The organism is Mariniphaga sediminis, from assembly GCF_003573545.1.
Lineage (GTDB): Bacteria > Bacteroidota > Bacteroidia > Bacteroidales > Prolixibacteraceae > Mariniphaga > Mariniphaga sediminis.
This window is the reverse complement of the sequence record NZ_QWET01000024.1, coordinates 22,584-45,123: the sequence shown is the minus strand read 5'-3', so window position 1 is coordinate 45,123 and position 22,540 is coordinate 22,584. Positions and strand designations below refer to the sequence as shown.

The following is a 22,540-nucleotide window of genomic DNA, read 5'->3' as shown; positions in this document are numbered from 1 at the left end:
GTTCTTTGTAAATACAATTAATTAAAAAAATGGAAACAAAAGATTTTTTTCTGGACAAACAGAGGTCAGCTAACGGGCAAATTACCCTTAAAGTATTTATCATTGGGGCCATTGCCATTGCTTTGCTCATTCCCAAATTTATGATTCTGGGACTCATCCACGAAAGGCAAATTACCGCCGAGACGACTCAAAAAGACGTGATGCAAAATTGGTCGTTACCTCAAACAGTGAGGGGACCAGTGCTATCCATTCCCTACACCGAACGCCATTTGAACAAGGCAGGAGAAGAGATTCAGGAAGAAATCCGTACGTGTTATTTTTTACCGGAAACACTGAATATTGAAAGCACTGTTTTGCCGAAAAAAAGAAAGAGAAGTATTTATGAAACAGTTGTTTTTACATCAGATATTAAAATAACCGGCCGGTTTGAAATGCCGGATTTTGAAACATTAAAAATTTCGCCCAAAGATGTTCTGTGGGATAAAGCTAAAATACTTTTGTCAGTCAGTGATTTACGGGGAATCAACGACAATGTTTCCTTATTATGGAACGGCAAATCTTTTCCTTTTTTACCGGGAATGGAAAACCTGTTGGTTGGTCAAAACGGAATTTCGCTGCCGCTTCCCCTTCTCCCGGATGATGATTTTCAAGGGACATTTCAAATCAACCTCAACCTGAAAGGTTCTAAATCCCTTAACTTTGCTCCGCTTGGGGAAACCACTGAAGTAACCATGCAATCAGAGTGGAATGATCCGGGATTTGAAGGGAACTTTCTCCCCGCTGAATATACCATCGATAAAAACGGGTTTAAAGCCCGATGGAAAATTTTAAACTTTAACCGGAACTATCCGCAGGAATGGAAAAATGATGAGTACCGGGTTACAGGCTCCGACTTTGGGGTCAAACTGGTCACAATGGCCGATCATTACCAGAAAAGCTCGCGATCTGCCAAATATGCTATCTTGGTAATTTTGTTCACATTTCTGGCTTTCTTTTTAAATGAAGTAATTACCAAACAGAAGGTTCATCCATTTCAGTATATCCTTGTCGGATTTTCTATTCTGATTTTTTATCTGCTGCTGTTGTCTGTTTCGGAGCAACTGGGGTTCAATCTGGCCTATTTAATCTCCGCTTCAGCCGTAGTCATTATGGTTTTTGCCTATTCACGAACCTTTCTGAAAAAATGGATTCATTCGGCTATTCAGACCCTCATTCTGACTTTTTCGTTTGGATTTATATTTGTCTTAATGCAACTTGAATCCTACGCCCTTCTTGCCGGAAGTATCGGATTATTTTGTGTTCTGGGGTTGACCATGTTTTTTACCCGGAAAATAAAATGGTACAATGACTGAAACAATGAGGCCGTCTGAAAAGAACATTACCAGTGCAGAGGCAATGAACCTTTTCAGACGGCCTTTCCCTTCTAAAACTCTTTTTCCCCAAACTCGCTGGAAGGAAGTTTCAGTTTTCCATTTTTCCAGTTGAAGTTATAGCTCACATTCAGCACCAGAAAATCGGGTTCATAAATATAGTTGGTGGTAGTGTAAAAATGGCTACCCCAGGTGGTAATCAGCTGCCGGTGCGACTGCTCCATTCCCAAATCGATGTTCTGCCACTGTAAACCTGCGGTAAGCCGGTTTTCCCAAAAACTCTTTTTCAAAGATAAATTTGGAATAAGGTACCTTGAATCCTTCCCTTGGGCTGTAGGGCGTTTGGAAAGGTAGTTAACGTTGGCCTGCAGGCTCCATGTAGGAGCAATATCAAACGTAGTATTGGCATTGATGGAATAAACCCATCCCGAATTATCAATGGCAATAGGAGGCGCATCCAGAATTTTCAGGCTGCCTTTATAGGACTGATGGAAAATATTTCCGCCAAAAAACATGGCCCACCACTTGGCGGGATGAAGATCCGCCCCCACCTCAAACCCAGCAGAACGACCTTCTTCTATGTTGGTATACACGCGGTTCAGGATGGTGTCAGCATAAATGCTGTTTACCCGCTGAACCGGATCTTTACTTTGTTGGATATACGCTGTTATAAATGCCGAACTGCCATCTTCAAATTGTTTTGTCAGTCCGATTTCCCCGAGGCTAACAAACTCCGGGCGCAAATCCGGGTCGCCTACTTCCAGTGTTTCAGAGTGCTCCCTTTCGGGAATCGGGTTTAACTGGTTATTCGTGGAACGTTGAATCCGGCGACTGAATCCTGCCTTCAGCTTTAAATCCGGCCTTATGGAATACAACAGGTTGGCAGAAGGGAATAAATTCGACAACTCCAGCACATGCTCCTGTGGGTCAAAAGAGAGTTTCACCGTCCTCCGGGAATATTCATAACGTAACCCGACAATATACTCCAGTTTTTCCGTAGCCCCGGAGAATTGGCTGTACACGGAATTAATCCGGTTCTTTGAAACGGCTGTTCCCCGGAAACGGTCTGTATCAGGCTGAGGTGAATCTTCCGGGGTTAGAATATAATCAAACGTACCATCCTGTGAATCATTCCGGAACTGATAGCCGCTTTCCAGTTTTCCATTCCACAGTGCCACAGCATGGTCCAATTTAAACCGGTACCCGTTTATTGGTTTTTTATACGGATTTTGAACATATTGTATCACATCGCCTCCCGGTTCCGTCAGATTCAGATTATGTGTCGTTCCGTGCAAATCATCGTATTCATATAAAAACGATGCAGTCAGCGAAGATTTGTCAGCAAAAATATGAGTATAATCAACATTTCCCAGGGTAAATGTTCCTTGCTTAATTTGCTTGTTGGCATTGTAATACAACACCTCATAAATTTTTTCATTGGTATCAAGAGTCCATTGAGAATTGGAATAAAAAATATCGGCATCACGCTCCTGGTAACGCTTCCCGCTAAAAATACCCAAGGAAAGAATATTGTTTTCATCAGCCTTAAACTGAACAGCCGCGCGCGCTGCATAATTGTAACGGTTAAAGCTCCGCTCACCCTCCGACGGGAACCGGTTAACCGTATTGTTTTCAACATTCTCAATCCAAACATCTCCCACACGATACCCATTCAGATCGTTTCGCGTATAGTTTCCGCCAACCGAAATATCCCACTTATTCTTTTGGTAGTTAAACGTTATGTCTCCTCCAAACCGCCTGGATATTCGCTTGTTATCGAAGTCTGTTGTACCGGGCAAACCGTAGTTGGCATTTACAATCAGGCCGGTTCCGTTAACAGTACCGCTCTTGGTGGTAATATTGACAATCCCGGCTTTTCCGTCCGGATCGTATTTGGCAGAAGGGGAAGTAATCAATTCCACATGCTCCACTGCATTTGCCGGAAGCTGGCTCAATGCAGTTTGGGCATCGGTTAGAACCGGTTTGCCGTCAATCAGCACCAAAAAGCCGGATGACCCACGCACCGTAATTTCCCCCTGACCGTTTACGGAAATAGCCGGCATATTCCTCAAAACATCCACTGCCGAACCGCCTTTTGCTGACTCGAACTGCTCCGCATGATAGGTTTGCTTATCTAATTTGTTCATGGCATTTATGCGGTTGCCGGTTACATTTACTTCCTCTACCAGTTGCCGGGCCGGCGTAAGCATTATTGTTCCAACATGCAGGGTTTCTCCGTCCTTCAAAGCAAATGCGCCGGTTGTTTCATTTTCATACCCTAAAAAATGCGCCCGGATAAAATAGTTGCCCGAATGGAGCTTTTCTATTTTGAAATGACCTGACCTGTTGGTAATTCCGCCGGTAACAAGCGTGGAATCCGGCGTACGAAAAACTGCCACGCTGGCATATTCCATCGGTCTTTCATCCAACGCATCAGAAATTCTTCCTGAAACTCCACCCTCTTGTGCAAAAGACTTAAAGGCAAAAAGACAAAATAATATCCCAAAAAACTGTTTCATTTTTACTTTACAAAAATTTATACATACAAAAACCGGAAACGATGTACCGGTTTAATTACTTTCTCAGCGGTGAAAACTCACCTGTTCTTATTCTAAAATTGAATGGTTTAACAAAAACCTGTTGTACTATTCAGTGACCCAATCAATTGAATTTATTGACTGGCTTTACATTTATTCTACAACTTATCCTACCCTTTTAATAGGACGCAAACATACAATAATTTTTATATTTGCAGCATTCTAAATAGCATTTGAATTATGAAGCAAATTTGGCTCTACTTTTTCGTTATTGTTGCGGTTATTCTCGGAGCTTTTTTATTGTACGTACAAATTTCCTCAAAGTCCAAAACGGCAAAAATGTCTTCGGAAAAACCCAACATCATTTTTATTTTAAGCGACGATATGGGGTACTCCGATGTGGGCGCCTATGGTTCTGAAATCAGAACGCCCCACATTGACCGACTGGCCGACGAAGGTATCCGGTTTGCCAACTTTTATAATATGGCAAAATGTGAGCCGTCGCGCTCTACCCTGTTCACCGGGTTATACGAAGGAGGGAAAAATGCGGTTAATTTTGCACAGGTACTTCGTAATTCAGGTTACTATATAATCCATTCCGGGAAGGAGCACTGGATGAAATGGGCTCCGGAACATGTTTTAGCGAAGAATGTGTCTGACCAGTCGCTCACATTTGAAGCAATGAATGAATTTTTTGAACCTCCCTCCGGAAAATTTAGCCGTCCGTTTATTCTGAATGGAGACACCGTAGAAAATATCGACCAGATTTACCATAAAGACAAGCCGTTTTTCAAAACCGATGCGCTCACCGACAATGCGCTGCGCTGGTTGGAAGAACCGGTTAACAACGGCCAGCCTTTCTTTCTTTTTATGGGATACGGGGCCGCACATTACCCGTTGCAGGCCCGTCCGGAAGACATTGCCAAATACCGCGGTCAGTACAAAAAAGGATGGGACAAAATCAGGGAAGAGAGGATGGAACGACTGAAAAAGCTTGGGTTGATTCCTGAGAATACCCCCCTGAGCCCACCCAGTTCCAACATCAACAAATTCAGGGGGCATCCGGATGGGAATGAAGAACGGAGGGCCCAAATACCACAGTACCGTCCCTGGAATGATTTGGATGAGCAGGAGCAGGATGAACTCGATTTGGAAATGGCTGTATTTGCTGCCATGGTCGACCGAATGGATCAAAACATTGGACGGCTGTTGGATTATCTGGACGAAAAAGGAATTGCCGAAAATACCATTGTTGTTTACATGTCGGACAATGGCTCGTGCCCGTACGACAGCAACCGCGACTTTGATTTTCCTCCGGGAGCTGCCGAAGGATTTCGTACGCTGTGCGCGGCCTGGGCCAATGCAGGAAATACTCCGTTCCGGTACTTCAAACAATACGGACATGAAGGGGGAACACATACCCACTTCATTGTGCGCTGGCCCGAAAAAGTGAAGCCCGGTTCCATCACCCGCCAGACGGGGCATATTGTTGATGTAGCCCCTACTCTGCTGGAAGCAGCCGGAGTTAACTATCCGGAAATGCTGGGAGAGATTACGCCGCAACCCCTGCAGGGAAGCTCACTTATGCCTGTCCTTCTGGGAGGAGAAAGGGAAAACCCGGAGTTTTTTATGTCCGGCTGGACCGACCGTTTCCGCATGTTTCGCCAGGGCGATTTCAAAATTGTACGCGCCAACGGAGAAGCCTGGGAATTGTATAACCTGAAAGACGATCCCACTGAAATCGATGACCTTGCCGGAGAATATCCGGAGAAAGTAGAGGAGTTGGAAAAAGCATATAATACCTACATGAAAAACACAAATAATAAATAGTATCAGTACATCACATCCCCAATCACACGACTCATATACAAACACTTAAATGAAGCTTACATAAGATTAGGCAGCAGGTAAAATTATATTACAGAACATATAAAAACCAATCATAATGTATTGATTGGATGTGATTATTTTAATATGTTTGCAGGAGTCCTCACCTAGGCGCATTTTTTCGGAGAGAATAACATAGGAGAGATTTTTTTTGGCAGAGGCTAAAAAAACAATAGTTGCATGGCAATAGAATATAATAGTATCAGTGACTAAAAGCAACTTAGCCCGTTTATACTAATCCGGTCTCCGGAGCTGGTTGCAGTACTTATTTTACTAAAATTAATTATCAAGCATTAAAGATGAAACTGAAAACCCTTTTTATTATTTTACTGGCTTCTATACTTTTTCTCTCCTGTGAAAAAGACGTTACAATCGATTTTGACCGGCCTGTTAAACTTTGCCTAAACTGCATATTAAACCCCGATTCTACCATTACTGCCCGGTTAACCTTATCGAGAAACATTGAAAACAGCACCACATTTCAGCCGGTGGACGATGCCACAATTATACTTTACGAAAACGGAACGGAGCTGAATGCGCTAACTTCTGAAGGCGAAGGAAACTATTACTTAAACTACCATCCAAAAACTCAAAATGAATATAAAATTGTTGTTTTGCACCCTGATTTTGACAACCTGGAAGCCACCACAGCAATTCCCCTACAACCTGTTGTGTATCATCAACCGGATACGCTGGAGTATATTGAAGCGGGGCTTTTTTATTTGCTCGATGTACATTACGAAATACATGATACACCCGGCCCCACCAACTATTGGTTTTACTGGAAACATACCCTGCATGGAATAACTTATTCAAGCGCAGGATTACTATCAATAAAAGCCCCTTTTATTGATGATTTTAACCGGACAATAGACTCTGATGCCAAGTATGGATTTGTTTACAGCTACTATGTTCGTATATCAGACGTTGGCTACGAAGAAAGTACTCTTGGTTTTGAAGCAGGTGGCAAAACAGGAAGTTTTACCCATTTTCTTTCGGCCGACGAACACTACGATAAATACATTAAATCGTCTGTTAAAGCCCGCCTGAACAGCGAGGGTGAATTGCCTTTTAAAGAACCTGTGCAAATCTATTCCAACATTGAAAACGGGTATGGCATTTTTGGTTCGTGTGCTATAACTACCATAAAGCTATAGTAATGAAAAAATATTTATTGAATATATTATTGTTATTATTCTTGGGAGCAACACTTTTCCCCTCCTGCGAAAAAGATGTTACATTCGAGTTTGATCGACCATCCAAACTTTGCCTGAACTGTATATTAAATCCCGATTCTACCATTAGCGCCCGACTGACGCTTTCGAGAGACATTGAAAACAGCACCACATTTGAGCCGGTGGACGATGCCAAAATCGTGCTTTATGAAAACGACACTGAGCTGGGCACGTTAACTCCTAGAGGTGAAGGGAATTATTATTTAAACTACCATCCAAAAAATCAAAATGAATATAAAATTGTTGTTTTGCACCCTGATTTTGACAACCTGACTGCCCAAACAGTAGTGCCGCAAAAGCCCATTGTTGGCCATCGGCAGGATACGCTGGAATATAGTGAGCAGGGGCTTTATTATTTGTTAGATGTGTATTATGAAATACACGATACACCAGGGCTCACTAATTATTGGTTGTACGGAAAGCATACAGTGCACGGAGTTACGTATTCAGGGGGTGGATTTTTCACTTCCTCTGTAAAAGCCCCCTTTATTGACAACTTTAACCGGCAAACTGATACTGAGGCACAACATGGCTTTACTTACAGTTATTATGTGAGAATATCGGATGTAGGTTATGACGGAAGTATTCTCAGGTTTAGTACTTATGGTAAAACAGGGCTGTTTACCAGCTTTTTATCGGCTGACGAACACTACGATAAATACATAAAATCGTCAGTAAAAGCCCGTATGAACAGCGAAGGTGAATTGCCTTTTAAAGAACCTGTGCAAATCTATTCCAACATTAAAAACGGTTACGGCATCTTCGGGGCATGTACCATAACCACCATAAAGCTCTGAACATGAAAAAATTTGTTCTATTCTTATTGCTGGCAATATCATTCCCGGCTTATGCGCAAAAAAAAGCAATCATAAACGGATATGCCGAAAGCGCTTCGGACAAGGAACGGTTAACAGGAGCAACAGTTATTGCAGATCCCGACTTAGGTGTGGCAACAAACAATTACGGTTTTTACAGTTTAACGCTACCTCTTGGCACTTACAAATTATCCTGCCGGTTTGTTGGCTATAAAACCATAATTAAACAGATTGATTTAAAAAATGACACCACCATAAATTTTCAGCTCCCCACCGGCATCGAACTGGAAGAGATTGAAGTAAAAGCAAAACGGACAGATGAGGTCAGTTCGCAATTATCGTCTTTAAGCTTTCTCAACCCGGCCATGGAAGAAATAGATCGGATGCCCGTAATTCTCGGTGAGCGTGATGTACTAAAAACCCTGCAATTTCAGCCGGGCATAAAATCGGCCCGCGAAAGCAGCGCCGGCTTTAATGTGCGTGGCGGTAGCAACGACCAAAACCTGATATTGCTAGACGGAGTGCCCGTATATAATGTCAACCACCTTTTTGGTTTCTTCTCCGTATTCAACAGCGATGCCATAAAAAGTGTGTCGATGTATAAAGGGGGGATTCCCGCCCGTTATGGAGGAAGGCTTTCATCAGTTTTGGATATTTCAATGAAAGAGGGGAACATGCAGGAACCGCGCGGAGTTTTTTCAATCAGCCCGGTTTCGGCACGAATGACCTACGAGGCGCCCATAAAAAAAGATACTGCAGCATTTATCGTCTCGCTAAGAAGGACCCTGCTTGATATTCCCATGTTTTTATACCAGGCAGCCATAGAAAGGGATGGAAACTACGGCTACTATTTTTACGATTTCAATGCAAAAACGAACTGGATAATCAACAACAGAAACCGCGTTTATTTAAGTGTCTATTCAGGTAAAGACAGTCAGTACAGCAACGATAACCGCGACGGAACAAATAGCAAATTCCGCTATAACTGGGGGAATGTAACTTCCGTATTTCGCTGGAACCACATTTTTTCGCCCAAACTATTTTCAAATATTTCAGCGTATTACAGCCGCTACCAGCTTGAGAACCTTGGGAGCACAAAATCGGCAAAGCAGAAAGTTGTATTTCATGCCACTTCGGAAATGCAGGATTTGGCTTTGAAAGCTGATTTTGACTGGTATCTGTCGCCATCCTACACCCTTAGGTTTGGAGGGAAAGCTTCTCGTATGGCGTTTGCACCCAACATTGTACAAATGAAAGGGGATGATGCGGATATCACCCTGAATGAAGAGCAAAAAAACAATTCGTTTCATGTTGAATCTTTTGTCGAAAATAATTTAAAAACAGGCATTTTTTCGCTGAACCTCGGAGTAAGGGGAGTAACTTATATTACCGGGAAAAAAACATACAGCTATCTTGAGCCAAGGGCAGCATTAAGAGTTCAGCCGCATACTGGTTTTTCGGCTACAATCTCCTACACAAAAATGACCCAGTTTATCCACTTGTTGTCCAACTCTTCGCTGGGCATGCCAACCGATTTGTGGGTAGCTTCAACGGATGAGGTAAAACCACAGGAAAGCCGGCAAATATCGGCTGGTATCGAACAACGATTTTCAAAATATGTGTTTGGAGTGGAAACATACTACAAATGGATGCATGATGTTATCCGCTTCGAGGAAGGGGCTGTTTTTCTGAGTTCCCAGGATACAAAATGGCACAAAAATATTTCGGTTGGGCAAGGCAGGGCTTACGGTGCAGAATTTATGGTAAAAAAAGTTCAGGGAAAACTTACCGGAATGCTGTCTTACACGCTGGCTTGGTCAGAAAGGCAATTCAACGAAGTTAACCAGGGGCGCTGGTTCCCGCACAAATATGATAGAAGGCACGATATCTCTTTGTTGGGAGAATACCGGATTCTGAATAACAAGCACCGTGAAAAATCTATCTCCTTCGGTTTTACACTCCAATCGGGCAATAACCTCAGCATGCCTGATGTGGAATATGAAGGAATATATTTGCCGGGCGCCAGTGAAAATACCCACGGAGTTCCGGACTGGCAACAATCAAAACAATCTTATGACAACCCCAACAACCTGAAAATGCCTGTTTTTCACCATCTCGATTTGGGCTATAACCTTAAAAGAAAAAAACAGGATGGAAAAACATATACCTGGTCATTCTCTGTTTACAATGTTTATAACCGAATGAACCCGTGGTATTATTACAAAAACCCCGGCGGACAGGTGAAGCAAATCTCCATATTTCCGGTTATCCCATCTGTAGGATTCAAATACACGTTCTAAAAAATAAAATCATTCAAAATAATTAAAGATGAAAAAATTGACGATTTCTTTTCTTTTTATACTTGCTGCTGTATCAGTTAAAGCACAGAATAAAATCGAAATTGGCCTTGTGGCAGGAGGTGGGTATTTAAACACCATCACCAGTGAAAATGAATTTAAGTTAACCAACAGTTTTTCTGTAAATGGCGGGTTATACGTCTTAAAGCCGGTATTTAATCGGCAGTTTGTTGAATCAGGATTGCGTTACAATTTCAGAAAAACGGCAATTGATGAAATGTTTTTGCAAGTTGACATGGACTTAAATTCCCTGGAATTACCCATAAATTATGGATGGAAACTGAACAATAATATTGTTGTTAAAGCCGGTCTTTCAGGCGCCTGGCTCCTAACAAAAAATATTGAGCGTGAAAAATTTGAAATGAATGCACAACTAGGTGCAGGCTACGATTTGAATTGGGTGAAAATTTTCCTGAACTACCAACATGGTATCAACAAATCTGATTTTATGTATAAACGCGATAATCGGGGGCTATTTATTAAATACCGAAGGTCAGTAATTATGTTCGATGTTAATATTCCAATTTTCAGGTAGGTTAATTTCAACAAATTGTATGTACCAACGGAGAAGCCTGGGAATTGTATAACCTGAAAGACGATCCCACTGAAATCGATGACCTTGTCGGTGAATATCCGGAGAAAGTAGAAGAGTTGGAAAAAGCATATAATACCTACATAAAAAAACACAAATAATAAATAGTATCAGTACATCTCCAATCACACAACTCATATACAAACACTTAAATGAAGCCCGCATAAAATTCGGCAACAGATAAAATTATATTACAGAACATATAAAAACCAATCACAATGTATTGATAGGATGTGATTATTTTATATGTTTGCAGGAGTCCTTACCTAGGCACATTTTTTCGGAGAGAATAACATAGGAGAGTTTTTTTGGCAGAGGCTAAAAAAACAATAGTTGCATGGCAATAGAATACAGTATCAGGGGCTAAAAGCAACTCAGCCAGTTTATACTAATCCGGTCTCCGGAGCTGGTTGCAGTACTTATTTTATTAAAAAAATTATCAAGTATTAAATATGAAGTTTAAAAGCACTTTTATTATTTTACTGGTTACCGCAATTTTTCTTTCCTGTGAAGAAGATGTTAGTTTTGATTTTGAGCATGAACCCAGGCTTTGCCTGAACTGTATATTGAATCCCGATTCAGCGGTCATTACAGCCAGTCTTTCCCTTTCCAAAATGCTGGATACCATTAATGAGATAAAAACCGTAAACGATGCCGAAATTCTGTTATACGAAGAAGAAAATTTACTGGGCAGATTTTCACATGCAGGAAATGGCAAATTTAAACTCAACAAGGTTCCTGTTTCCGGAAAAACATACCGAATTACAGTTGATTCGGAAGAATATGGGAAGATATCGGCTTCAACAATTGTCCCGAACAAACCTGAAATTACCTGGTCTAAAGATACCGTGGGTTACGACCAGTATAATTTATTGAGGTACAACCTGAATGTCCAAATACACGACAAGCAGGGAAAAAATAATTATTGGCTGTTTTCTACTGCCATTTCAAGAGGAATCAAGGGTGGTGGCGGAGGAGGTGTTGTTCTTAATGCCCCGTTTGCCGACACCTTTAACCGCAGGTATGAAATCGAAGAAAAATACGGTTTTATGCATTATTATCAAATACGGTTGTCAGATGAAGGATATGACGGGCAAATACTTGATTTTATTATTCCTGATTTAGTTCCAGCAAATGAATACAGAGCCAAACATATTTTAAATGCGAGCGAACATTACGATAAATACATAAAAACCAGCATACTATACAAATTAAATGAGGAGTCTGACCTTCCGTTTAATGAGCCGGTTCAGATTTATTCAAATATAGAAAACGGTTTCGGCATTTTTGGCGCTTGTTCTATCTCAACAATTGTTTTATAACCTTTTCCCAAAACATGAAACGAATAATTATTTTTTTCCTTTCCATTTTTCCTTTATGGCTCAACGGACAATCCAAATTTACCATCTCAGGTTACATAACTGATTCGGCCAATGGAGAACGACTAGCAGGGGCAACAGTCTATAATAAAAGTACGGGCAAAGGTGCAGCAGCAAACGCCTACGGTTTTTTTAGCTTAACTGAAAAGGAAGGTTTATGCAATCTTTCGTTCCGATTCGTGGGGTTCAGGGAGTACACAGTCAACCTTGAGTTAAAAAACGATACTTTTATTAACATTCCCCTTCAAAAAGGAATTGAAATAGAAGAAATAGAAATAAACGCGCAGCGGCAAGTACGGGGAAACCCAGAACTTTCAATACTGAACCGTCAACAAGTGGACATGCAAATGGTAGAGTCTGCCCCGGTAATACTTGGAGAACATGACGTATTAAAAACCCTGCAGTTTATGCCCGGGATTAAACAGGGAGCAGAAAATACAGCAGGATATAATGTGCGCGGAGGAAGCGCCGACCAAAACCTGATTTTACTGGATGGTGTTCCGGTATACAATGTGAATCATTTAATGGGTTTTTTTTCTGTTTTTAATACTGATGCAATAAAAAGTGCAGAGCTAATAAAAGGTGGCATACCTGCGCGCTACGGAGGCCGGCTTTCATCTGTACTGGATGTTACCATGAAGGAAGGAAACCTAAAAGAAAGCCGTGGAATATTTTCCATCAGCCCGGTGGCTGGCCGGATTACTTATGAATCACCGATTAAAATGGATACATCGGCATTTATTGTCTCATTACGTCGTACATTTTTAGACCTGCCAATGGTAGCATTTCAAAAACTTAATGGAGACAACTATAATTTTGACTACTATTTTTATGATTTAAACGCGAAAGCCAACTGGAAATTTAACCCGGAAAACCGGTTGTACCTCAGCTTTTATACTGGTACCGACAAATTATTCCACAATACAAAGGAGAGTAAAAAAGATAAATCTTCATACAACTACAGTTGGGGGAATTTTACCACTGTACTCCGGTGGAATAAAATGTTTTCCCCTAAACTTTTTTCCAATTTAGCCCTTTATTATAGCCGTTTCAATCATCGGCAAACAGGGAAAACAAAATCCGACGACCTACACACACTTTTTAAAACCATGACCTTGTTAGATGATATTAGTTTTAAAGCAGATTTTGATTATTATTTTCAGCCTCAATATACGTTACGGTTTGGGGCAAAAGCTTCACATTTAATATTCAATCCAAATATTATTCAGTTAAAAAGTAAAAACTCAGATGTTTCATTTAATGAAGAAAATCGTTCAAATGCCAAACAGGTCGAAATGTACCTGGAAAACGCATTCAGTTTTGGATGGCTCGCGTTAAACCTCGGCAGTCGGGTTTCCGGATATTTTACCGGGGAAAAAAGTTACATTCATTTCCAACCGCGTTTGGCTGCAAACCTTTATTTTTCACCCTCATTTTCAGCAAGTGCATCTTTTACCCAGATGACACAAAATATGCATCTTCTTACCAATTCATCGTTGGGAATGCCAACCGATTTGTGGGTAGCATCCACAGATAAAATTGGGCCTCAATTATCTAAACAGGTTACCGTAGGCCTGACATACGAACCTGCCCCAAACTATATTTTTGGGATTGAAGGATATTATAAAATAATGAACCATGTAATACGTTTCGACGAAGGCGTTGCATTTTTAAATCCCAAAGAATCAGGATGGGAAGAAAATGTATTGGTTGGGGATGGAAAAGCTTTTGGAGTAGAGTTCCTTGCAGAGAAGCAAAAAGGCAGGTTAACCGGTATTTTTTCCTACACATTGTCTCGTTCTGAACGTAAATTTAACGAACTGAACCAGGGCAATTGGTTTCCTTTCAAATACGACCGGCTACACGACATTTCCATTTTAGCTGAATATAAACTGAATAAACGGTACAATACATCCAGGTCAATTTCAGTTGGTTTTACTTTACAATCCGGGAACAACCTCAGCATGCCGGATACTGAAATTGAAGGAATGCTGTTGCCAGGAACGGATTTTGCCGAACACCCTATACCATGGCAAAAAAAGCGGTTTACATACAGCAATCCAAACAACTTAAAAATGCCGGCATTTCATCACCTTGATATTGGATACAACATTACAAAACAAAAAAATGATAGTAAAAGTATAACCTGGTCGTTTTCTGTGTACAATGTTTATAACCGGATGAATCCGTGGTATTATTACAAAAATCAAAGTGGCCAGGTAAAACAGGTCTCTGTATTTCCGATTATACCCTCTGTGGCATTTAAATATGTTTTTTAGAAAAAAAAATAAATAATAAAAATGATTATGAGAAAACTAGTACTGACAACTTTCATTTTGGCTGCCTGTTTTGTTGCACAAGGACAAAAAGGATTTGAACTAAGCATTAATTCCAAACTGGGATATTATTTCCCCGCGAACACAGAGAGGCATCCTTCAGAACTTTTTGTAAGTAATGCCTTCTCTCCGGCAGCAGGAATATCATTGGGCTACAATTTTTTTAAAAGTACAGGGGTCTCTTTAGGTCTTGAGTATGCCCATCTTAGCCCGGATAAGAAAGATTTATTTTCAGGTGAAAATTTAGATGTGAAATGGCAATCGGTCAACATTCCATTAAATGTGAGACAAGGTATTTGGCGAAACTTGTATTTAACCGCAGGCGTAACTCTTGTTCGCCAGATAAAAGGTTATTATGATGGCGTTTCTGCTTTCTCGCAACAAAAAATACCGGAATACAACTGGCAAGCCGGCATGGGCTGGAAAATACAAAATTTGAGTATCTCCATGCAATTTTCCAGAGGATTTAGTAGTGTCGACAAAAGAATAAAAGTCAGTGAAAACAGCTCTTCTGGAGTTACGGTGAGGCATCGGGAAATTTTCCTGAAACTGGAATACCCGCTGTGGAAATTTTAAACATTTTATAAAAACCGAAAAAATGAAAAAGTTATTGACTTCAGCCTTTTTATTGTTTTTAATTTCTATAACATATAACATTCAGGCCCAGCGAATCACCGAAGTTGGCCTTTCCGGTGGTGCCATCCGCTTCTATCCGGAGCCGCAGCATTTGGGTGCGAGTTTGAATAACAGCATGGATAACGGCTGGGGCTGGTCTGCCGGAGTTTTTTTTGAAGACCACTGGAAACCCAAAATACATCAGGTAGTGGAATTGAATTATTACAACCTTTCCAGCGACGTATTTTTACAAAAAAACCCATTGGGGCCGGGAGGTTACAATGAGACGAAACCGGTTTACGGAACTTTCGATAATACTTCATTTAATCACATTGCGGTTTCGGGCGGAATAAAATATTTTCTCGCCTCAAAACTGTATGCCTCTCCTGCCCTGGAAGTTGCATACGCCCTGAATGCAGATGTGGATATCAATAAAACAACATTCCATTTGAAGCTGGGAGCCGGAATCGATTTACGAGGTATGGATATTCTGCTGGAATATGCCTGGGGATTGAAATACCAGCGAATGATTTACGACCCGGCTGTTCCGTTTACAAGCACACACAGGAATACCTATTTGCAATTGAAAGTACAAGTTCCGGTATTCAATCTTCAGTAAGTTTTATCCCCAATGCAAATTATTCAAAACCCGATATCAAAAAATCAAAACTTTGCGGTACTGCTTTTACTGGTCTCCCTTTCAGGCCGCATCCGGGATGAAAAAACAAAAGAAACTAATACTCCGTTGTAAAATTTTCAGGGTGTTTGCCCTGCACCCCTTTTTCTTTGAAAAAATCCTTAAGCCGCCGGATGTCTGCTTTGGCATCGTCGGTAAGCTCAAATTTGCCCCAAATTGTCATCTCCTTGCAGCCCCAGTCAAAAGTTACCAGGTAAACAGGAATTCCGACTGTACGCGCGATGGTATGAAAACCTGCTTTCCACTTTGTAGTGCGTTTACGGGTTCCTTCCGGGGTAATGGCCAGGTGCATATACTCCCGTTCGTTAAACTGATGAATGATTTGCCGGATAACATTGGCACCTTTGGAACGGTCAATGGGAATCCCGCCCATTTTTTTCAGAAAATAGCCGACGGGCCAGAAAAAAAACTCCCTTTTTATGAGGATATTTGCCCTTCCGCCCAACGATTTATAGTAAATCCACGACATCACAAAATCCCAGCCGCTGGTGTGCGGAACCCCCACAAAAATAATTTTCGGATCTGTCACAAGCGATCCTGTTGACTTCCAGCCCGTCAGCCGGAGAATCAACTTACAAACTTTTTGAAGCAACATCTAATTCTTATGGTTTTTATTTTTTACATTCTCCGGTGAGCCGTCAAAAACAATTTCAAGCCGCTAACCGATTGTTACATTCTTCGTCTCCACATTTTCTGCCCCGGCATATTTTTTCAGAAGAGACACTGCCATATCTGTGGCATTTTCCAACTCCTCCATTACACCAAAACCAATAATTATCATCAAAAACCTCCGGGTGTCAGGAGTTACACAGGTACGCACCGAGTCGCTGGTGGGCGTTCCAAACGCGCCTTTGCTATCACGAAAAACAGGCAGCGAGCCAATATTCAACTCGCCGCGGCCAATGCCCTGGTAAGGTTCGTTTTCCCGGCCAATGCCGAAAACCGCATCACCTTCAATCTTTTCTGCATCATAACCGCCAATGGAAAAGCCGGTAGAGAGGGAAACCAGGTTAAGTAAATCAACCACATTATTTACCCTGTACAAACCTTTCCCCTGAACAGTTCGCCGCAACAGTGCTTCGGCAGACAACCGGTAACGGGCCGGATCTTTGCCACAGGCTTTGTAGCCGCGGCGCGATGCTGCAATGGCCGGCAACTCACTGATTTGTTCCACTTTCAGTGAAGCAGCCACCTTCCCCACCCGCTCATCAATCTCAGCCCATAACAACTCGTTTTCCTCCATTACCTGTACATCGCATTCAATACACGAAAGCGTAAGCTCCGGTACACAGGTTTTTAACTCTTCTGAAATGAAAACAGGAATCATGATTCTTTTTTTACGCCCCAAAACTAACCAAAATGAAACGAATACAATTTTTTTGAAGGACTTAATTTGCCCGGAACTAAATATTACCTTCATAATAAAAAGATGCCGAAACAGGCCATTACAGAGGCCCTGAAGAAAACCAAACGGCTGTAATATATCTCATACAAAACAAATGCTTCCTGAAGGAAGAAAAAAGGAGTCCGATGTATCATAGAAAATAATTCTATATTTGCCCTCATGTTGTATCACAAAATATTCGAACATAAAACATCCAAAACCTGGGTGGTGTTTGTGCATGGTGCAGGAGGAAGCAATGTGGTCTGGTTCAGGCAGCTGCGCGATTTCAAAAAGCATTTCAATGTGCTGTTGGTAGATTTGCGCGGGCATGGAAAATCGAAAGCCAGCTATTCGAAAGAGGAAATGTACCGTTTCGATGAAATAGCCCTTGACGTGATAAAAACGATGGATCACCTGCACATTGAAAAGGCTCATTTTGTGGGCATTTCATTGGGATGTATTATTATACGGGCCATCGACAAGCTGGCTCCGGCCAGGGCCGAATCGATCATTCTGGGAGGGGCAGTGGTGCAGTTCAACAAAAAAATAAATGCGCTGGTGAGCCTGGCCCGGTTACTCAATTCCATTCTGCCTTACATGTGGCTTTACCGATTAAATGCCTGGATTCTTATTCCGTCGAAAAAGCATGCCCAGTCACGGAAACTTTTCATCCGGGAAGCCATTCAATTGGGCGAAAAGGAGTTCCGGAAATGGCTGCACATGTCAGACGAAATCAGGTACAACCTCAAAGAGTTCATTGTAAAGGAAGCTTCAGCACCGGTTCTTTATCTGATGGGTGACCGCGACCACATGTTTTTGCCTATGGTTACCGACCTGGTTAAAAAGCATTTCAATTCGAAACTGGAAGTGATAACAAACAGTGGCCATGTGTGTAACCTGGATCAGCCCGATGCTTTTAACCAGCGTTCCATCCGTTTTATCAAAAGTATTTCGGGGTAGGCAGTTTGACAATTGTCACTTGTTTCGGTTTGAGATCCCGGTTGTGAGATACATTTCACAAAATCGCAAAAAGTATCATATAAACAGAAAATTTATAATTTTCCCCTGTTCCCCACTCCCGAATTTAAAATAAACGATTTTTCTTATTTTTGCCTTCGTAACATAAAATCAGATTTAACGCATTGAAATACAAAAGAAAATATCGTATCCCCTTTCTCTCCATTCTCATCATTTGCCTGTTGCTTTTTACCCGTTGTGAAAAGGACAGTTTTTCCGACTCCCATGAAAAAGAGGAACCGCCGGCAAATGAAAAAATTACGCCTGTTCATTTCCTTTCTGAAGAGACCTTCGATAAACTAATTATTGAAATCGTTTATGTTGAAGGATATAAACCTACATCAAATGCCGTCAATGCCCTTAAAACTTTCCTGGAAGATTTAGTACATAAAAGCGGCGGAATCACTGTCGTAACCAAAGCGGTTGCATCCCCGGGCAAAACAACCTGGTCGCTTTCCGATCTGAGCGATATGGAGAAAAACCATCGCACGCGTTTTCCGGAAGAAAAAACACTGGCTGCCTGGTTTTTCTTTGCTGATGCAGATTTTGCACAAAATGAAGAAGCCTCAAAAGTACTCGGTGTTGCTTACGGCCCTACTTCCATGGCAATTTTTGAAAAAACCATAAAAGAATTCAGTGGCGGGTTGGGGAAGCCATCCACAAGTGTCCTGGAAGAAACCGTGATGAAGCACGAATTTGGCCACATCCTTGGATTGGTAAACAATGGAACTACTATGGTGGAAGATCACCAGGATACCACCCATGGCAAACATTGCAACAACGAAGATTGCCTGATGTATTACGCGGCAGAACACAGCAGCGGGATAATCGGTTTTTTAGGTGGCGGGAGTTCACCTGCACTTGACGCACAATGCAGGCAGGATTTGAAAAATAACGGAGGGAAATAAAAAATGACTGTTAACTTTACCATCCGGTTCAGGATGTATCTGATTAAATACCGAAAAACAGTAACATGAACATGGAGAAATATCCGTCGAGGCTTCTGGAAAATGCGGTAAACGAGTTTTCCAAACTTCCGGGCATTGGCCGGAAAAGTGCGTTGCGCCTTGTTCTTTATCTGCTCCGGCGGGAAAAGGATGAAGTGTTGGCCTTCGGACAAAGCCTCATACAACTTCGAAATGATATAAAACATTGCAAAATGTGCCACAATATTTCGGATACCGAAATCTGCCAGATTTGCTCCAACCCGGCCCGGAATAATTCGGTTATTTGTGTGGTGGAGAACATCCGCGATGTTATGCTCATTGAAAATACGCACCAATACAATGGATTGTATCATGTGCTGGGAGGCATTATTTCCCCGATGGATGGCATTGGCCCGTCAGATTTGGAAATCAACTCGCTGGTGGAAAGAACCGGCAATAATGAGGTCGTTGAGATTATTCTGGCGCTTCCCACCACAATGGAAGGCGACACTACCAACTTTTATATTTTTCGTAAGCTGAAAGAAAAACCGGTACGGGTTACAACCCTGGCGCGTGGCCTGGCCGTGGGCGATGATTTGGAGTACACGGATGAAATTACGTTGGGCCGGTCTTTGGTTAACCGCGTGCTTTATGAAAGTTCACTGGGAAAATAACCAGAACAAAATATCAGAAATGATCTCATTTTTCGTTATCCAATGGAATCGCTACATTTGAACTTTTAATGCCTGACCGGTCAATGGAACTTTCAGTAATTATTGTAAACTACAATGTCAAACACTTTCTGGAGCAGTGCCTGCACTCGGTACTGAAAGCTTCAAAGAATATATCTGTTGAAATTTTTGTGGTTGACAACAATTCTGCCGACGGTTCTACACAACTTGTAAAAGAAAAATTTCCCCAGGTCCACCTCGTTGAAAATAAAATAAACGTTGGTTTTTCAAAAGCGAACAATCAGGCCATAAAAGCGGCAAAAGGCAGATACATTCTGTTGTTAAACCCGGATACGGTGGTAGAGGAAAACACCTTTGCCAAGGGGATTGCTTTTATGGAGCAACATCCCGATGCCGGCGGGCTGGGCGTAAAAATGATCGATGGCAAAGGAAACTTCCTTCCCGAATCGAAACGGGGCCTGCCCACTCCATGGGTGGCCTTCTGTAAAATGTTCGGGCTTTCAAAACTGTTCCCCAAATCGAAAAAGTTTGGGAAGTACCACCTCTCCTACCTCAACGAAAATGAAACCCATGAGGTGGAGGTACTGGCAGGCGCTTTTATGCTGTTGCGGAAAGAAACCCTGGAGAAAGTGGGCCTGCTGGATGAAACATTTTTTATGTATGGCGAAGACATTGACCTTTCGTACCGTATTACCCTGGGCGGGTACAAAAATTATTATTATCCCGAAACGACAATCATTCATTACAAGGGAGAGAGTACAAAAAAAGGTTCGCTTAACTATGTAAAGGTATTTTACAAGGCAATGATCGTTTTTGCACGAAAACATTTCTCGGGCGGGAAAGCCGGCGCCTTTACATTTCTGCTCCATCTTGCCATCTGGTTCCGGGCATTCCTTTCCATTTTGCGGAGAGGTGTCGATCGTATTTTTTTACCCCTGCTTGATGCAGTGTTCATTTTTGCCGGTTTCCTTTTTCTGACCCCGCTGTGGGAACACATTCGTTATGTGCCCGGTTATTATCCTCCCGACTTTTTGCGGTGGGTGGTGCCTTTTTATATTCTTTTCTGGCTGACAGCCATCTTTTTCTCGGGCGGCTACAAAAAACCGGTGAACCTGTTGCATGTGGGGCGTGGTATTTTGTGGGGCACCATTGCCATTTTACTGGGCTACTCGCTTGTAAGCGAAACCTATCGTTTTTCGCGGGCGCTCATACTGCTGGGCTCTGTGTGGGCGGCATTGTCCCTTATTTTTTACCGACTGTTTTTTTACTGGATGAACTGGAAAACGTTCGGATTCGATATTAAACGGACTAAAAAAATTGCCATCGCCGGTCACCAGGCAGAAGCATCCCGTGTGCGGGATATTTTGAAGCAAACCCGCATTCAGTCGGAGTTTGCCGGATTTATTTCCATTGATCCGGACGACCATGGCGAACAATATATTGGTTCCATCGGCCAGTTAAACGAAATTGTACGCATAAACCGCATCGACGAAATTATTTTTTGTGCAGAGAATATCCGTTCAACGGAAATCATCAGGGCGATGCTGGAACTCACTTCGCTCGACATCGATTTTAAAATAGCGCCGCCGGAAAGTATCAGCATTATTGGCAGTAACTCCATTCATACTGCAGGCGATTTGTATGTGGTGCATATAAACGCCATTTCCAAACCGGCAAACCGCAGAAAAAAAAGAATTTTCGATTTTGTTTCTGCCGCACTGCTCCTTTTAACCAGCCCGGTTCTCATTTGGTTTTTCAACAGAAAAAGCCGGTGGCTAAAAAATATGTTGCAAGTACTTTGGGGAAAACAGTCGTGGGTAGGCTATGCCGTACCGGTTGAAAACGAAAATGAGCTCCCGCTCATTAAACCGGGGATTCTTTCTCCATCAGATATTCTGGGTACCCCATCTGCAGATACAAGCAAAAATAACCGGCTGAATGTGTTGTACGCCCGAAACTACAGCCTGCTTACCGATGCAGAAATTCTACTGAAAGGATGGCGAAAACTGGACAGGTGATAATTCTTTATGAAAATGGAATTGACATTGCAAAAGAAAGCACGTATTTTTGTACAAGATATGAAACAACTACTTCAATATGGAAAAATACTCCTTCGTCCACTCGAGCCGGAAGACATCGACCTGCTATACCATTGGGAGAATGACATGAGAGTATGGGAAGTAAGCAACACCCATACCCCCTTCTCGAAATACATATTGAAGGAATACATTATAAACTCTGTTAAAGACATCTACGAAACCAAACAACTGCGACTTATTATTGAAAATTGGGAAAAGTGTGCAGTCGGCGCGGTCGATTTATTTGACTTTGATCCTTACCATCAACGGGCGGGTGTTGGAATACTCATCCACGACATAGAAGACCGCAACCGGGGGTTTGCCTCTGATGCATTGGAAGCATTGACGGAGTATGTTGTTAACTCACTTGGTCTGAAACAACTCTATGCCAACATTGCTGCCGACAATACCAATAGTATCCGGCTGTTCAAAAATGCCGGGTTTGTTCAGGCAGGCGTAAAAAAAAGCTGGCTAAAAACGGCCACCGGGTGGAAAGACGAAATACTGTTTCAGAAAATATTGGATTGATTTTTAGGGAAGTACCACTCTTTTTGTCGCTACTTTTTCATGGGTACCTTCCATTCAGAAAACATAAAGTAGGATCAGTTTAACTTTTTTTATTC

The 22,540-nt window shown here is 41.9% G+C and carries 18 protein-coding genes; 15 read left to right on the top strand and 3 right to left on the bottom strand.

Features of this window, described 5'->3' with window-relative positions; translation table 11 throughout:
- The first annotated feature begins 29 nt into the window (after positions 1-29).
- Positions 30-1,352, top strand: coding sequence for a cell envelope integrity protein CreD (gene creD, locus D1164_RS20975; RefSeq protein ID WP_119351869.1), 1,323 nt, complete (start codon positions 30-32; stop codon positions 1,350-1,352).
- Between the two features lie 71 nt (positions 1,353-1,423).
- Here the strand turns inward: creD and D1164_RS20970 are convergent, their stop codons facing one another.
- On the bottom strand, positions 1,424-3,889 hold the full coding sequence (locus tag D1164_RS20970) for a TonB-dependent receptor (RefSeq protein ID WP_119351868.1): 2,466 nt from the start codon (positions 3,887-3,889) through the stop codon (positions 1,424-1,426).
- Positions 3,890-4,147: 258 nt separating this feature from the next.
- Between D1164_RS20970 and D1164_RS20965 the strand changes: the two genes are divergently transcribed.
- From D1164_RS20965 to D1164_RS20925, 9 genes are all read left to right on the top strand, one after another.
- Positions 4,148-5,737, top strand: coding sequence for an arylsulfatase (locus D1164_RS20965; protein ID WP_206611086.1), 1,590 nt, complete (start codon positions 4,148-4,150; stop codon positions 5,735-5,737).
- A gap of 356 nt (positions 5,738-6,093) precedes the next feature.
- On the top strand, positions 6,094-6,951 hold the full coding sequence (locus tag D1164_RS20960; protein WP_119351867.1) for a DUF4249 domain-containing protein: 858 nt from the start codon (positions 6,094-6,096) through the stop codon (positions 6,949-6,951).
- 2 nt (positions 6,952-6,953) lie between these two features.
- Entirely contained in the window at positions 6,954-7,826 is an 873-nt protein-coding gene (locus tag D1164_RS20955) for a DUF4249 domain-containing protein (RefSeq protein WP_119351866.1), read from the top strand.
- Between the two features lie 2 nt (positions 7,827-7,828).
- Positions 7,829-10,144: a TonB-dependent receptor gene (locus tag D1164_RS20950; RefSeq protein WP_172594566.1), complete on the top strand. Its 2,316-nt coding sequence runs from the start codon at positions 7,829-7,831 to the stop codon at positions 10,142-10,144.
- Positions 10,145-10,172: 28 nt separating this feature from the next.
- Entirely contained in the window at positions 10,173-10,736 is a 564-nt protein-coding gene (locus D1164_RS20945; protein ID WP_119351864.1) for an outer membrane beta-barrel protein, read from the top strand.
- Between the two features lie 509 nt (positions 10,737-11,245).
- Complete coding sequence (locus tag D1164_RS20940; protein ID WP_119351863.1) at positions 11,246-12,115, top strand: DUF4249 domain-containing protein; 870 nt, start codon at positions 11,246-11,248, stop codon at positions 12,113-12,115.
- A gap of 14 nt (positions 12,116-12,129) precedes the next feature.
- Positions 12,130-14,451, top strand: a complete 2,322-nt coding sequence (locus D1164_RS20935) for a TonB-dependent receptor (protein ID WP_119351862.1) — start codon at positions 12,130-12,132, stop codon at positions 14,449-14,451.
- Between the two features lie 27 nt (positions 14,452-14,478).
- Positions 14,479-15,084 (top strand): outer membrane beta-barrel protein, encoded by a 606-nt coding sequence (locus D1164_RS20930; protein WP_172594565.1) that lies wholly within the window; start codon positions 14,479-14,481, stop codon positions 15,082-15,084.
- Positions 15,085-15,106: 22 nt separating this feature from the next.
- On the top strand, positions 15,107-15,742 hold the full coding sequence (locus tag D1164_RS20925) for a hypothetical protein (RefSeq protein ID WP_119351860.1): 636 nt from the start codon (positions 15,107-15,109) through the stop codon (positions 15,740-15,742).
- A 115-nt stretch (positions 15,743-15,857) separates the two neighbouring features.
- Here D1164_RS20925 and D1164_RS20920 read toward each other — a convergent pair whose 3' ends face one another.
- Both D1164_RS20920 and D1164_RS20915 read right to left on the bottom strand, forming a co-directional pair.
- A complete protein-coding gene (locus tag D1164_RS20920) occupies positions 15,858-16,415 on the bottom strand; it encodes a 1-acyl-sn-glycerol-3-phosphate acyltransferase (protein ID WP_119351859.1) in 558 nt (185 codons plus the stop codon).
- Between the two features lie 63 nt (positions 16,416-16,478).
- Entirely contained in the window at positions 16,479-17,147 is a 669-nt protein-coding gene (locus tag D1164_RS20915) for a B3/B4 domain-containing protein (RefSeq protein ID WP_119351897.1), read from the bottom strand.
- 237 nt (positions 17,148-17,384) lie between these two features.
- On the opposite strand from D1164_RS20915, the gene D1164_RS20910 reads away from it, so the two are divergent.
- From D1164_RS20910 to D1164_RS20890, 5 genes are all read left to right on the top strand, one after another.
- Positions 17,385-18,164 (top strand): alpha/beta fold hydrolase, encoded by a 780-nt coding sequence (locus D1164_RS20910; protein WP_119351858.1) that lies wholly within the window; start codon positions 17,385-17,387, stop codon positions 18,162-18,164.
- Positions 18,165-18,346: 182 nt separating this feature from the next.
- Entirely contained in the window at positions 18,347-19,129 is a 783-nt protein-coding gene (locus D1164_RS20905; protein ID WP_119351857.1) for a zinc metalloprotease, read from the top strand.
- Between the two features lie 65 nt (positions 19,130-19,194).
- Positions 19,195-19,821 carry a recombination mediator RecR gene (recR, locus tag D1164_RS20900; RefSeq protein WP_172594564.1) on the top strand — a complete coding sequence of 209 codons (627 nt, stop codon included), beginning with the start codon at positions 19,195-19,197 and terminating at the stop codon, positions 19,819-19,821.
- Positions 19,822-19,904: 83 nt separating this feature from the next.
- Positions 19,905-21,857, top strand: a complete 1,953-nt coding sequence (locus D1164_RS20895; protein WP_147372254.1) for a glycosyltransferase — start codon at positions 19,905-19,907, stop codon at positions 21,855-21,857.
- 15 nt (positions 21,858-21,872) lie between these two features.
- Complete coding sequence (locus D1164_RS20890; RefSeq protein ID WP_241558306.1) at positions 21,873-22,445, top strand: GNAT family N-acetyltransferase; 573 nt, start codon at positions 21,873-21,875, stop codon at positions 22,443-22,445.
- Positions 22,446-22,540 lie beyond the last annotated feature (95 nt).